Annotated in this window: 12 protein-coding genes and 1 tRNA gene; 4 read left to right on the forward strand and 9 right to left on the reverse strand. The window is 30.5% G+C overall.

Annotation, left to right across the window (positions count from 1 at the left end; all coding sequences use genetic code 11):
- The first annotated feature begins 105 nt into the window (after positions 1–105).
- Positions 106–177 (forward strand) — tRNA-Arg (locus tag VJY32_RS07870).
- 356 nt (positions 178–533) lie between these two features.
- Here VJY32_RS07870 and VJY32_RS07875 read toward each other — a convergent pair.
- Together VJY32_RS07875 and VJY32_RS07880 are read right to left on the reverse strand one after the other, a co-directional pair.
- Complete coding sequence (locus tag VJY32_RS07875; RefSeq protein WP_353677362.1) at positions 534–2,717, reverse strand: TonB-dependent receptor; 2,184 nt, start codon at positions 2,715–2,717, stop codon at positions 534–536.
- Positions 2,718–2,744: 27 nt separating this feature from the next.
- Positions 2,745–3,263, reverse strand: a complete 519-nt coding sequence (locus tag VJY32_RS07880; RefSeq protein ID WP_353677363.1) for a hypothetical protein — start codon at positions 3,261–3,263, stop codon at positions 2,745–2,747.
- Between the two features lie 167 nt (positions 3,264–3,430).
- Between VJY32_RS07880 and VJY32_RS07885 the strand changes: the two genes are divergently transcribed.
- Complete coding sequence (locus VJY32_RS07885) at positions 3,431–4,138, forward strand: hypothetical protein (RefSeq protein ID WP_353677364.1); 708 nt, start codon at positions 3,431–3,433, stop codon at positions 4,136–4,138.
- A gap of 5 nt (positions 4,139–4,143) precedes the next feature.
- Here the strand turns inward: VJY32_RS07885 and VJY32_RS07890 are convergent, their stop codons facing one another.
- Positions 4,144–4,794, reverse strand: coding sequence for a cation efflux transmembrane domain-containing protein (locus tag VJY32_RS07890; RefSeq protein ID WP_353677365.1), 651 nt, complete (start codon positions 4,792–4,794; stop codon positions 4,144–4,146).
- A gap of 152 nt (positions 4,795–4,946) precedes the next feature.
- On the opposite strand from VJY32_RS07890, the gene VJY32_RS07895 reads away from it, so the two are divergent.
- Together VJY32_RS07895 and VJY32_RS07900 are read left to right on the forward strand one after the other, a co-directional pair.
- Positions 4,947–5,396 carry a hypothetical protein gene (locus VJY32_RS07895; RefSeq protein WP_353677366.1) on the forward strand — a complete coding sequence of 150 codons (450 nt, stop codon included), beginning with the start codon at positions 4,947–4,949 and terminating at the stop codon, positions 5,394–5,396.
- Between the two features lie 4 nt (positions 5,397–5,400).
- Complete coding sequence (locus VJY32_RS07900) at positions 5,401–6,657, forward strand: coiled-coil domain-containing protein (protein WP_353677367.1); 1,257 nt, start codon at positions 5,401–5,403, stop codon at positions 6,655–6,657.
- A 286-nt stretch (positions 6,658–6,943) separates the two neighbouring features.
- Here VJY32_RS07900 and VJY32_RS07905 read toward each other — a convergent pair whose 3' ends face one another.
- The 6 genes from VJY32_RS07905 to VJY32_RS07930 form a co-directional block, all read right to left on the reverse strand.
- Positions 6,944–7,579, reverse strand: coding sequence for a class I SAM-dependent methyltransferase (locus tag VJY32_RS07905; RefSeq protein ID WP_353677368.1), 636 nt, complete (start codon positions 7,577–7,579; stop codon positions 6,944–6,946).
- A gap of 14 nt (positions 7,580–7,593) precedes the next feature.
- Complete coding sequence (amrB, locus tag VJY32_RS07910; RefSeq protein ID WP_353677369.1) at positions 7,594–8,655, reverse strand: AmmeMemoRadiSam system protein B; 1,062 nt, start codon at positions 8,653–8,655, stop codon at positions 7,594–7,596.
- A gap of 44 nt (positions 8,656–8,699) precedes the next feature.
- The gene (locus VJY32_RS07915; protein ID WP_353677370.1) at positions 8,700–11,645 is read right to left on the reverse strand and encodes a T9SS type A sorting domain-containing protein; all 2,946 of its coding nucleotides are present in this window, start codon (positions 11,643–11,645) and stop codon (positions 8,700–8,702) included.
- A gap of 731 nt (positions 11,646–12,376) precedes the next feature.
- Positions 12,377–13,240, reverse strand: a complete 864-nt coding sequence (locus VJY32_RS07920) for a glycoside hydrolase family 3 C-terminal domain-containing protein (protein ID WP_353677371.1) — start codon at positions 13,238–13,240, stop codon at positions 12,377–12,379.
- A 15-nt stretch (positions 13,241–13,255) separates the two neighbouring features.
- Positions 13,256–14,137: a PA14 domain-containing protein gene (locus tag VJY32_RS07925; RefSeq protein ID WP_353677372.1), complete on the reverse strand. Its 882-nt coding sequence runs from the start codon at positions 14,135–14,137 to the stop codon at positions 13,256–13,258.
- Positions 14,138–14,158: 21 nt separating this feature from the next.
- Positions 14,159–14,863 (reverse strand): glycoside hydrolase family 3 protein, encoded by a 705-nt coding sequence (locus VJY32_RS07930; protein ID WP_353677373.1) that lies wholly within the window; start codon positions 14,861–14,863, stop codon positions 14,159–14,161.
- Positions 14,864–14,895 lie beyond the last annotated feature (32 nt).

Here is a 14,895-nt window from a genome sequence, read left to right on the forward strand (position 1 = left end):
GCAATTAATTTTATCTTTCTTTTTATTAAAACTGCACAAAAAATTAATAACAAAATATTTTTTATTTTTATTATGAATATTATTTAATGTATTCATCAATGCTAAGCCCCCGTAGTTCAATGGATAGAACACAAGCCTCCGGAGCTTGTAATGTGGGTTCGACTCCCGCCGGGGGTACAAATTTTATTCTCTTAAAAAATGTGGAATATTTTCAGATTGTTCAACTGCTAATTCTATTAGACCTTTCATTTCATTATTTTCAAATCATGGAGCTTAATAAATAATTTTCTTTTCTCATCCGTTTCAATCGTATAAATATTTTCTTTCTTTTTATCAATTAGTTCTTTATTATCATTTTCGATTTTTCATTATGACCTCCAGATAAATTTTCCCCGATTAAGTTGAATTCATCTTTGTTTTAAACATCTGCATAGTTTTAGCTTTCATATAACTAATTTTACCAAATTCAGTACAAATTGTAACTGATGCAGGTATTAATTGCCTAATCCAATATTCCATTTTTATTAAATTAATTATAAATACAATTGTAAATTAATTGAAACATTTCTTAATGGAGCAAGATTGCCGATAAATTCAACATAGTAATAATTAAAAATATTTTTTGCATTCAAATAAATTTTTGAAGGTTTGTTCATTATAAAAAAATTATATCCTGCTGTAACATTTGTAACATAAACAGGAACTCTCTTATCGCCATCAATCACCAGAGCTAAAGGAGGCTGAGTAATTTCGTAATCAATTTCCTCTACCTTACTTGCATATCTAAAGTCAATACCAAATTCAAAAGGTAATGGGCTATAATTTATCTGAACATTAAAAGAATTTCGAGGACGATACTTCATTGCTTTATTTTTTTGAATATCTCTTGCCCACATATAATTATAACCAATCATTAATTTTAATATTGATGGAATAACATTCCAATCGCCAATAAATTCGAGGCCTAAAATTTTAGCTTTGCTCAAATTTATAAATTGAATTTTCCCTTCTTTAGTCAAATTGGGTTCGATAAAGTTGTTGTACTCCGTTCTGTAAAAAGCAATATCGAAATTCAGATTTTCGTTGTATTGATACATTGCGCCCAATTCAAGAGAAAAACTTGTTTCTGATTTTAAATTTGGATTTTCTTTAACATCAATCCCGCCACCAACACCGGCTGTTGTAAATACTTCAGCTGGAGTTGGTGCTCTGAATCCTGTTCCAATTGAAGCTCTCAATATAAAATCAGGATTCAATTTATAATTTAATCCTGCTCGCGGTGTAATTGCATTTTTACCACCAATTGTATCTTTACCGCTGGAAGGAAATAATTTTATATAATCATAACGAATTCCTAATGTGGCAATAAAATTTTTTATTCCCCGGTATTCTGTTTGGAAGTAAGAAGCAAATCCTCTGAACTTAGTATTTGAAAATATATTTGATTTAACATTTGAACCAGAAGCTTCGAATCCTGTAGTAATTAAGAATTCTCTGGAGAGATTATAATTAATCAATGCCTCACCTCGAAATAAATCTGCATCAGAAGTTGTAACTTCAATTCCATAACCATCAAACCTTGTATGATAGTAACTAAATTTAAAGTCACCTGTGAGATTATCATTAAATTTGTTGTGATAAATCAACCCTGAAAAAATTCTATTTGATTTAACTGTTTTATTTGTATCTTCATCTTTAGGCACAAGAGCATGACGTGAATCTTTCCAGTATAAAAAATTACCACGGTTCATATTCAAATAATCTGCAAAAAAAGTTATATCGCTGTTTTCTGAATAATGATAATTTACTTTAAGATATCCTAAATACTTCTTACTGAAATTATCGCGCTTGTAACTCAGGTCATCAAATTTTTTTATTGAAATTGTATAACCTAAATTTCGATAGGAATTCGAATGTGTAACTTCCAATCCATAAAAGCTTCTATAATTTTTATTCCATCTCCATGATTCATAAACAGGTTTATCGTACAATCCATAGTATGAATTTATATTTGTGACTGGAGATTTTACTGATGGTCTTGTAACAATATTAATTACACCTCCAATAGCTGATGTTCCATACAATGAGCTTGCAGGACCTTTTACTACTTCAACTCTCTCAATATCAGACATAGGAATCATTTCCCAAACTACATCACCATTATCACCGGAATAAAATGGGATACCGTTAATTGCTGCTAAAACACGCGCTCCTACTCCTTTACTATAACCACTCGACCCACGAATGCTTACCTGCTCAAGATTCATTTGAATACCAGGAATGTCTCTAAGCAGCTCATCGAATGTTTTATAATTTTTCTTATTAATTATTTCAGGTTGAATTACCGTTGTGCTTACTGTAACATCCTCTCTTTTTTGTTCATATTTTCCTGCTGTTACTATCACTTGCTGGGTTTCTATAACAGAAGTTTTCAATATAACAGTAATTGATTTAAAACTTTGATTGAAGTTTATTTTGATATTTCTTTTTTCGTAACCAATTGCAGAAATTATCAATACATAATTTCCATAAGGAACATTTTTAATTTCAAAAAAACCATTATCATCAGCTGCATCGCCATAAAATGTTCCTTCAATAACGACATTAGCACCAATTACTGGCTGAGCATTTTCATTTATTACTCTTCCTTTAATTGAGCCGCTTTGTGCATATAGATTTGATAAAACCAATAAAAATAAAACACATAATTTTTTCATATCATTTCTCCTCAACATTTATGTATATTACATGGGCGGCTGAGGTGGCGGATTGTTAAAATCAACAACAATATTAATATCCGGTGTAATTCTGCCTGCTTGAATTTTTAACTTTGCTGGCTTAGTCTGGTCTCCATTAATGCAATAAACTCCCACAACAAACCAATCTTTTCTATCAAGTGAAATTTCTGGTGATTTAGATTGTGCTACAACAACATAAGAATATTCTCCCTCGCCAAGCTGCAGTATTGGCAAAAAATTATTTTCTACTGAGTTATAATAAAATTCTTTTGAATTATATGGAATTGAATCAGAAACAAATGAAAGATTAGGCGGGAAAAAATCTTCACTTTTTGTAATTGGATTTTTGAAAACTACAAGATGAGTCCTTTTTATACCTTCATGCCATTTACCAATAAAAGTAATTTTGCCTGAAAAACCTGTAGGACCAGATGGTTTTTCAAGTTCAGGTTCAATTCCTTTATCGCAGCTATGTAATAAAAATGGAGATGCAACTATTAAAAACAATAAAAATTTTCTTATCATCATCTACCTTTTTTTGTTATTAAAATAAAATAATATTACATAATCAACAATAACCTTGTAATTCTACATGCTATAAAATGAAGAATCTCTTTGTTAAGGAAGAATGTTACTTTTTCATTTTTACTCTAATAATCTTAATTTTGTATAAAAAATACGGGGTTTGTCATATGAGAAAAATGTTCGTAGTATTATTGTCTGTAACCCTTTCTTTATTTGCACAAGAAAATAACAATGATGAGACAAAAGCAGAGGTAAAAGAATTAATTGAATTCCACAATGTAATTTATCAACTATGGCATACTGCATGGCCTGAAAAAAATATTAGTATGATGAAATCATTAATGCGACCAATTGATGAAGGTTTTGAAAAAATAAAATATGCTGAACTTCCAGGAATTTTAAGAGATAAAAAAGAAAAGTGGGATGAAGGTGTAAGAAAGCTGGATGCAGTTATTGAAAGATATAGAGCTGCACTTGTCAAAAACGATACATCTGCAGTACTTAAAGCAGCAGAGCAGCTTCACTCTCAATATGAATATCTTGTTAGAATAATCAAGCCAGTCATTAAAGAACTCGATTCTTTTCATCAAGAATTATATATGCTTTATCACTATTATACTCCAAACTATGACTACAATAAAATCAAAAAGTCTGCAGAAATTTTAAAAACAAAAATGAATGAACTGATGAATGCCAAATTGCCTGTAAGACTTGAGAATAAGAAAGAAGAATTCAACAAGTGTAAAAATGAATTAAATAATGCAGTAAATAAATTAAATTCATCAGTAAAAAAAGGAAATGTAAAGAAAGACATTATTAATGCAGTTGAAGAAGTTCATTCAAAGTATCAAAATCTTGAGAAGATTTTTGATTAACAAAATTAATGATTACAACTGCAGTTCTTTCCCGTTTTAACTTTTTCGAATGCTTCTTTTCCTTCTATAAAGGAAAACCAGGCAATTGCTAAAGCTCCTATGGAGTCCAAACCACCGGCATTTGTAATTTCGTATCCCAAACTGGAAATGAGCAAAATAATTGATAAATACAAACATGTTTTTGTACAATTTGCATCAGCAATAATAGCATGTGATTTTAGTTGTTTTCCTATTTTCATCTTGTAAAAAATTAAAAATGACATTGTAATAATTGATATTAAAGAAATTATAATCCCCCATATTGTAGTATCAGGTTTATGACCAATAATGAAGTTATAAATTGCAGTCACTACTAATCCAATTGTAAGAAGATAAAATGATGTCCCCGTTATTTTCAATGCTGTATTTTCAAATTCATCTCTTGTTTCGCTGTCATTATTTCTAATTCTAATAAGCATATGAAATATTCCAACACCTGATATTACTTCCACAAAAGAATCTACTCCAAAACCAAACAGCGATAATGTTTCATCCTCTAAACCGAAAAAAACTGATACCAGTCCTTCAAGCATATTATAGATTATTGTAATATACGCAAGAATAAATGCAAACTTATATAAATCTTTTCTGGATTTAACTGAAGTTACATCGTTCATGACAGTTTTACTTTTTATTAAATTTTATTTCAATACAAATTTATTTTAAATAAAGTTCATATATTTTGTTATCATACTATATAATTATTTTACTTCGAAATAATTTCCCAATTCATTAAGTTTCATATGCAAATTTATTGCGGAGGTATAAAATGAGAATATTTAAGTACTGTATGATTATCGTTGTCTTAATAATTATTTCTGGGTGTGCAGCAGTTATATTACGTCCCGCAGATTTTTCCTGGCCTATCGAAAATGCTATAAAAATTAATGAAAAAGGATTTATTAAAGAGGACCGTTATACATTTTCAGTAAATGTTAAACCAATATTTTATGAAGAATTTAAAGACTCAAATCTTGCACTTGGAAAAGAAATTAGAATAATTCGTAGTCAAGCAGGCTATTATTTTTTGACTGCATCTAATTTCAAAAATGTTTATGTATTAATTCCAGTTGAAGGTGGAATGAAATTGATAAATAAAATTAAAATATCAGAGACTGAACCACTCACATCTCCCGCATTTAACCAGAAATCACCTAATATTGAATTAATAGATGGAAATAAAAAATATTTATTGAATCATAAAGGTATTGTGAGGTAATGTCATGAGAACAAAATTTTTACTCAATTCTATTTTATTTCTTACAATATTTTCGATTGCATATGCACAATCAGATTATGAAAAAACACAAACTTTTAAGAAGCAATATAAAATTTATGAAGATGCAATAAAGGGAGCTTCAAGCCTTGAAGAATGTAATTTAATCGCAGAAAATATTGCCAAATTCAAAAATGATTTTCTTGCTGATAAAGAATTATTAGATAAAGTTCTTTATCCGGAAAATTTTGAATCTGCTTTTGCAAAACTTGAGCGTGCTCTTGAAGTTCGCAAAAGTGATTTTACACAAATTACAGAATTGAAAACTGAGATTGGAACATTAAAATCACAGGTTACAGAACTGAGCGAAAAGAATGAGGATTTACTTGCACAGATAAATGCATTAAATCTTCAGGTAAAAAAAGATGCTGCTACAATTGCTTCACTTCAAAAATTAGTTGCTCAATTGAAAGCAAATATTCAGCAGAGAGATTTACTGGTAAGAGATATAATTGATAGTCTATTGACTGAATTTCTAAAAACACCGGGCACATTAAACGAGGCAGAAAAACAAGCAATTATTACTAAAGTTGATAGCCGCAATTTATTTTATAACATTGAAAGAACTATTGTAGATAATATTCAGTTTATGAGGGTAACACAACTCACACCTCAAGATTTAGGCGAAATGAAAAAACAATACCGAGATTTCAATAAACTATGGAAACAAATTGGTCCAAAGCTCAGTGATGTTTATTTGACAAAGCAGGATAAAGCATCACAAATTGCGAATATTGATGGAATGTTTTTCGAATGGAATTCAAGATTAAACGAAGAAATATGGACGCAGATTAATCAATTATTTAGAGAAAAAAAATTAGCATTACTCCCTTTCAGAAGCGGAGAGCAGTTTGTTAATAGTGTTTATTCTTTCATTGATGATGAAATCAAAAATCTTGGTATAAAAAGTAAAGACGAATCTCTAAATACTTACTATGCATTTACAGATAGTGTGTATTTCAAAACTGTCCAGCCTGTATGGATTCCAATTTTAATTGAAAACAATATGATGACTGAAGCTGATAAAGATTCCATAGAAGCTCATATTGCTATGTGGAAAGAAAAAGTTTCGCCACCATCTAAATTCAATTGGGTTTATGTTGCAGGAGGAATAATAATCATTGCTCTTATTGTTGCTCTTTTTATGAAGGGCAGAAATAAACAAAAAGTTGTTATTGAAGAAAAGAAAACAGAAGAGTTATAAAAATATTTAAATCAAGTTAAATAATACGCAAAGCTTAGCTTCGTGTAACTTAGAAGAATCTCTTTTATTAAGATCAAAAGCTATGAGTATAACAAGGAAAGAGTATTTTACTATCTGCGACATTCTGCGTTATCTGGGTGAAATTTATCTATCGCAGATTTTGCAGATTGACGCTGATTAGTATTTCAACAGTTTATAAATTCTTTTCCACCTAAGTGTATTGCTTCAGTAATTTTAGCAATATGTAAATTTTTCTATCCTTCTTAAATTTTAATCGTCACTTATATCATATAACTTTTTTACAATACATTACTAAAAATTTTTTCTCTTGAGGTAAATTCACAGTATAAGATTTTACACATAACAATTTCTCTTCCCTAAAAAAATTTTCAATTTCATTAACATCAATCAGCTTCATAATAGAGCTTAATGATTTTAAAGAATGATAAGGAGTATCAGATACAGGATTAGATTTTTCACATGGAAGTTGAAATACTGCACTCAATATTCCATCTGGTGTAAGCCATTTTGATATTTTTCTTAATAGATTTTGAGCATCAACATATTCAAATATTAATGCTGCATGGATAAGGTCAAAAATATTACTTTGTAATTCAAGCTCATTCAAATCTGCACATATTAATTTTAGCTGCCGTAATTTATCAGAAAACCTCTCGCTGCATTCAGCTAAATAATTTTGATTAATATCAATTCCAATTATTTTTTCAACATCACGATTAATCAAATGTTCAAAACCATTGCCTGTGGTACAGCCCAATACACAAATTGATTTTGGGTTGAATTCATCTAAAACATCTTTGAATATTTTGTTGAGAACTTGAAGCTGTCCAACATTTGATGCTGACATGTGATTTTCATAATCATCGGCAGGAATTCGGAGCCAGGGATTCTGTAATTTCATATTTAATTCCATTATTACTTTATATAAAAACCTATCGTGAAAAATCCAACCCAGTGTTTGAGTGAAAATGGTGCTGTCAATCCCATAGAAGATTTTCTAAGCGGCAATACTTTTTCTGTAAATGTATCTGAATATTTTATCAACTTTCCTTCTACATTTTTAATACCAAAATTATTTGCAACTTTATTTAATGTGAATAATCCAAAAATAACTGGATACCTTCCACACCATAATGGGATTGTTTTTTGATTAGCTTCTTCAGGCAATATTTCTTTTGCAAGATTTTTTATTCTCTCAGGTTCAACAATCCCAATTAAATATTCATTAATAATCCGCTGATCATTTTCTATTGCCATTTGATGTGCATTTAAATCCAATCCATAAGGTGAATTGTTGAAATCTTCTCCATAATGATTTGCATCGTTCGAAATAAGTATGAAAATGTCTTTACCCAATTTCAATTTATTTACTTTGATGTAATCAATAATAATTTTTGAAAGCTGAAGTGAAACTTCTTCCATTTTTTCTACTGACATTTGAGTAACCATAATTGGAGTAATTTTAACATCGGGATTATAAAATTGAAGAAAAGGAATTAATGCTTCTATTGAATGTTCAACTTCGTGTGCTTTATTATTAACTGTAAAATATTTCTTATCAAGTTTTGATTTTATTATTTCTCTCAATGGTGAAATTTTAACATCATTATAAATTCCTTTCCACGAATCAAAATTATCTAATATCAAAACATCTGCAGGTAGATTTACTTCTCTCCTAACTGTGCCGTGTGTAACACCAAATATAATTACTTCTTTAGCATTAATTAATTTGAAAAGCGGGTAATAGACTTTTCCAGCATATAAATAATCATCGTGGACAGAAATTCCTGCTATTAAATTTACTTTGTCGAATTCTTTTTTATCAGAAGAATTTTCTAAATATTCGATAAAATCTTTCATTTCATCAGCATTCCAACAAAAACCAACATTATCACGAATGGGACGAACTCCTTGAGAGTAATATGATCTCACAAATACAAAAATTAATAGCAATAAAAAATTAATTATGACTTTCATAATTCATTTCAAAATATATTTACTATAAAAACATTTGATTTAATTTACTTTAAAAAAATAATTTTTTTTATATCAACAAAATTATTTGCCTGAAAAGTACAGAAATATACTCCACTCGAAATATTTTCTAAATTGAAATCAATCTGATAGTAGCCTGCCATTTTATATTCATCTACAAGTGTTTTAATTTCTTTCCCTAAAATATCATAGATTTTGATTTTTACAACCCCATCTTTGGGAATTTGATATTTAATTATTGTTGAATTATTAAATGGATTTGGGAAGTTTTGCTCGAATTTATATTCAAGTGGAATATTATTCTTCTGATTAATTTTAGTTGATATTCCACTTCCATACTTTTCAATACCAAACCAGAGTGTTTTATAAATTGACTGGTCGATATCGAAAAGAAAATGATTTGTTTGAAAAGGTTTTATTACAAATGATTGTGATAAAATTTCTTTCCCTTTATTATCAAGCGGAAATACTCTGATGGAATCTGCATAAATCATTAAATCTAGTTTGATTCTAATTGGATAAATTTGAGTTGGAGAATGTCCCCAATTATTATTTACTGTTTTATTTCCATTCCAAATCATCCCAGTATTTTGAATTTTAGAACCGATTGTAATCAAAGATTTATCAGAACTTGAAACTGGATATTCTGTTAAAGACAACCATGTTAAAGTTCCGAAATCATCTGAAGAGAGAACATCAGCCACATAAATATCACCAACTCTTTTGCCTTTTAATTTAGAAAGATAGCCGGTTAATCCATTTAGTTTTGGTGCAGCTATTGTTAATGTTCCATCATTTGTATTCCAAATAATTTCTTCTGTGTCTGTGATAAACGAGGATCCTGCAACTTGAGGCAGCTGATTAAAATTAGTTGTGGTTGTGCCAAAATAATTTTCTGTTTTAATCGAATGAATAAAAGAAATTTTTCTGTCATAATATGAAGGACCATACCATCCAGAAGCATCATTTTTGGGTAAGGCATACAAAGTATCAGCAGTGTAGCTAATATGAATTGGATTTAATGAGGACTTAATTAAACCATTTCGAAATGCATAAGCAACAGTTGGATAGAACGACATTAAAACAGAGTTACGATTAACTCCAAAAAATCCTGCAATAAAATCTTTTTCCCATTCGAAAGCTTCACTATAATCAAAATACATAAATGCATCTGCATCATTAAATGAAGCATAACCCACACTAAATAGAATTGACTCTACTTGATATCTGTTCGGGAATGGATGATTGTATTCACTAACTGTAAATGGTTTTCCAACCATCGGAACCCCAGCAAATAAACTCGGTATAGTTCCCCCGTTATTATCCTTTACCATTGGAGTATTGTTAATTAGCCAATCAGTTGAAGACCATGCAACTGATGGGAACTGCGGATGGTCCCAGTAAGCATGATTATCAACATAATCTGCATCTGACATTGCTGCTAAATCTGCCGGACCAACATTCCAGTTTGTACCAACAATTGGTACTTTCACACCAAGTGTATCTTTCAAAAACTTTATCATCTCTTTAAAATAATTTCTTTCAAGATTTATGTAGAACTCAGACATATCTTTAACTCTTTGATTTGTATATTGAACACATTTTGAATAATCGATACGAGCAACATTTTTTAATTCGAGCAACTCATTTTGTTCTAAACCAACAACCCCGGCTTTTGTAAAACTAATTTCATCAAACCAATATGTTCCTTTTTCTTTGCCAAGACTGAATGACAATCTTGTGTGACCTTTATTATCTTCAGGAGCTTTAATGCTGAAAGAAAATATCTGCCAGTTTGTTGTCAATTTTATTGAATACCATCCATAAGAATTCCATGGCGACTGGTCATTCATTATGTTAACAGCAATTTCTCTTGGTGAATCTGAACGAGCGGCAAATGAAAATGTATATGAAGAATCTTTTAGAATTGTAGCAGAAGGCAATTTGAATTGAATATGCCAATCTGTTCCAGTTGCATTTTTTACAGCAACTTTAAAACTGTAATTTCCTGAATAAGAAACTGTATTATCACGTGAAGTATCTGCATCAGCTCCATTATGTTCTTCCAGTGCCCAATAATTTCGAGGATTAGGATTTTCAAAACCTCCATTTTTTACCTGTTCATTTTGACCAGATGAAATTTGTCCTTTATTCCATGCAGTTTGTAAATTTTGGGTTGCATGGTATTTTTTTATCAAAAATTCAATCCATAAGCTATCAAGCATTTTAGAATAACGATATGGCAGTCCCCCGCCTTTTGATATTGGTTTTAATTGATTATCTCTCCAAAATCTGTAAAGAGAATTTTCATTAGTAATTTCAACCATTGCCATTACTGGATCATTAACCAAAGCTTTTCCGGTGTATGGATTAACATGAGTAAGAAGTTGACGTGCATATTCTTTATGCAAACTTTTTATATAAGGGTCAAAAAAGTTTACACCCTTCCCAAATTCTGGCAGTGAATCGTAATCAGGAACCTGATCAAATATTCTAAAGGTTCTTGAAACATGAAGATTCATATTCACATAAATTCCATTTTCTTTGAGTTTGGAAATTATATATTCGAGAGTATCAAGATAAGCAGGATTAATTTGGCGTGTTTCACTTTTGCCAACAAGGCTTCTATTTGACCATGGATTATCAAGGTGATGCATACGAACAAGATTGAAACCATATTTTCTCAAACGTCCTGCTAAAAGTCCGGCTTTATCTCTTGGAGGGAATGCGTTATCAGCTCCAAAGTTTGTACCCCAGAATCGTATCCTTTTTCCTTTAACACTAAATTTTCCTTCAGAATCAATTGATACAAATTCATCATCTTCAATTTTATCAATCGGAAATGCAGGTAAAAATTTTTGTGTGCTTGTATCACTCGATGGCAAATAAAAATTAAATCCACCGGAAAAATTTTGAGCGTATAATGCTAAGGAGAAATAAAAGATTATAAAAAAAATTTCTTTTCTATACATAGTATTTCCGCAATAAATGTAAAAATTTTACAAAAATGACATCATAGAATTAAACAGAACAATTCATAATGTCAAATTATGGAAATTAGAAAATCAATTAAGTAAAATATTTTTTATGAAATTCTTCTCTACCCTGTCATATGAGAATGACAATTATATTTTCTCTGTCATTCTGAGGAGTCCGCCGATAGGCGAACGACGAAGAATCTAATCCCATTTTTTGTATTAATGAGATTCTTCATTCCGCTTCGCTCCATTCAGAATGACTTTTTATTTTCAAACAGCTTTTATTGACTGATGAAATATCTTTAAAGCTGAACCTATTTCTAAAGAGATTCTTTGCTTTAAGAATTTATCACAATTCAATCATTATAAAAAAACTCTCCCTAAATCCCTCTCTTAAAAAGAGAGGGACTTTAATCCTCATACACTTTTTTTGTTCTGATTATTCTCTATATTTTTCATTCATCACTTAGAATGATTCCATCATTAAATGATATATACTTTTCTGTCATTCTGAGGAGACCGCCGAATGGCGGTCGACGAAGAATCTAATCCCAATTTTTGTATTAATGAGATTCTTCATCCCGCTTCGCTCCATTCAGAATGACTGTATTGTTTTTTTCTCTGTTATTCTGAATAATTCCACCAAAAGGTGGATGACGAAGAATCTAAAACTTAATTCTACATTTATAAAAAAAGATTCTCACTTTGTTCAGAATGATTTTTATTTAATCCAATAAAGAAATTATACTCCTTAATTTAATATCACGAGAAGAACTTCCAATCAATATTTCATAATCATCTTTATCAAGTTTCCATGAACGAGATGCTTCGTCATAATATGAAAGAGAATTTTTATCGAACTCAAGGATAACTTTTTGAGTTTCGCCAGGATTTAAATATACTTTTTTGAATGCTTTTAATTCTTTAATTGGTCTATCAACTTTTGGATTTTTTTGACTTACATAAAGTTGAACTACTTCTGCTCCTTTCATATTACCTGTATTTTTTAAATTAATACTTACTTCGCATTTATCTCCTTTATTTATAACATTAATGTCAGAATATTCGAAAGTTGTATATGACAATCCAAATCCAAACGGAAAAAGTGGTTCAATGTTATATTTATCAAAATGGCGGTAACCTACATAAATATCATCTGCGTAATAAGTGCGTGCCGGATATTTTCTGTAAGTTTCATATGCAGAACAATCTTCCCATCTTTTAGGAAATGTAACTGGTAATTTTCCACTTGGATTATAATTGCCGAGTAACACATCAGCAATAGCATTTCCACCTTCGCTGCCGCCAAACCACATTTCAAGGAGTGCATTTATTTTGTCAATCCATTGATCCATTAAAATCGGGGCTCCTGTATTTAAAACAACAATTGTGTTTTTATTAACCTCAGCAATTTTTTGAATTAAATTATCCTGTTCAGATGGCAAAATTAAATCTGCTCTATCCATCCCTTCAGATTCAATTCTATCTGAAGTTCCAACAAAGAGAAGAACAACATCAGATTGTTTTGCCAATTCAATTGCTTTATTCAACAAGTTATCATCTGGAGTTTGCCATCCAAGGATTGCCACAGCTTCGCCGCTTTTTTAATAATATTCCATTTTAATCTTGTACAATTTTCCTTTTTCTAAATTAATTTTTCGAGAGATTGTCATTACGCCGTGGTCTGTCCAATCATTGATTATAAGATTATCATCAATCCATAAACGAACACCATCATCAGTTGCAGTGTTAACAATAAATTCACCGCTTTGAGGAGCTTTCAGATAACCAGTGCATCTAACTGAAAAATTATTAACATCTAATTCATTCACTGGTTTACCATCTGCCCAGTTGAAAGAAATATTTTTATCAATTCTTTTTACCTTTGGTTCGCCTAAGAGATTAACATTATCAAAATATTCTGCATTCAATCCATTTGTTTTCTGATTTTCATCTGTAAATAAAAATTCAGATGGAATTGCCTGAGCATCACCTTCGAGTAAAACTCCTGGTTCATAATTAATTTTTATATTCTTTGGTAATTTATTTTTCAGAGCATCGAGAGGAGATACAGGATTAATTGGAGTAACATAAGCACTGCCTCCTCCCCCAGTTCTTGCTATTTTTGCAGCAGGACCTATTACAGCAATTGACTTTATTTTATCCTTATTCAATGGCAAAATATTTTTTTCATTCTTCAATAAAACAATTGATGCAAGTGATGTTTCGTATGCAATTTTTCTATTTTCTGGTGAATCAATTAATGAAGGATTTTCTTCCCATTCTGGTGTATCAAATAAACCGAGTTTAAATATTACTGTTAAAATTCTTCTTACTTTATCATCAATTTTTTCTATTGTTAATTCTCCATTTTCAATTGCAGGCAAAAGGTTATTTTTATTTAGAAAAGTACCAAAAGGCATTTCAAGGTCGAGACCACCTTTTGCAGTTGGAATGGAAGAATGAACCGCACCCCAATCACTCATAAGTAAACCTTTAAAGCCCCATTATTTTTTAAGTTTTTCAATTAGCAAATAATCATTTTCGCTTGCAAAATGTTGATTAACCTTATTGTATGCACACATCACACAGAGAACATCAGCTTCTGTTACAGCAGATTTAAATGCCGGCAAATAAATTTCGTTCAACGCACGTTCGCTAACCATAACATCAATAAACATTCTTTCATGTTCCTGATTGTTGGCTGCAAAGTGTTTTACAGTTGCAGCAACACCCTCTTTTTGAACACCTTTGATGTAATCTACCGCCATTCGAGATGCAAGGAATGGGTCTTCACCAAAAGTTTCAAAATTTCTTCCCCATGTTGGAAGCCGAACAATGTTCACACAAGGACCAAGAATTACATGACGACCTTTACCTTTAACTTCTCTTGCTATAGCACTCCCAATCCCATTGATTAAATTTGGTTCCCATGTTGCAGCCATTGCAATTGATGCGGGAAATGCAGTTGACGGATTCCATCTCACTCCAACTGGTCCATCTGTCATTCGCAGTTCTGGAATGCCTAATCGAGGTATTGGTTTCGTTGCAAATCCAGTTCCACCTAACAATTCAATCTTTTCATCGAGAGTCATTCGTGTAAGCAAGTCCTCAACTCTTCTTTCAATTGGCAAATTAATATCTTGATATGGAAATTTTGTTTGCGCTAAAATTGCTGAAGCTGCCAAAAATAAAATCATTACATGTTTCATATTCCCTCCTAAGCTAAAAAATAATTTTATTA

This window comes from Rosettibacter primus (assembly GCF_036860675.1).
Classification (GTDB): Bacteria; Bacteroidota; Ignavibacteria; order Ignavibacteriales; family Melioribacteraceae; genus Rosettibacter; species Rosettibacter primus.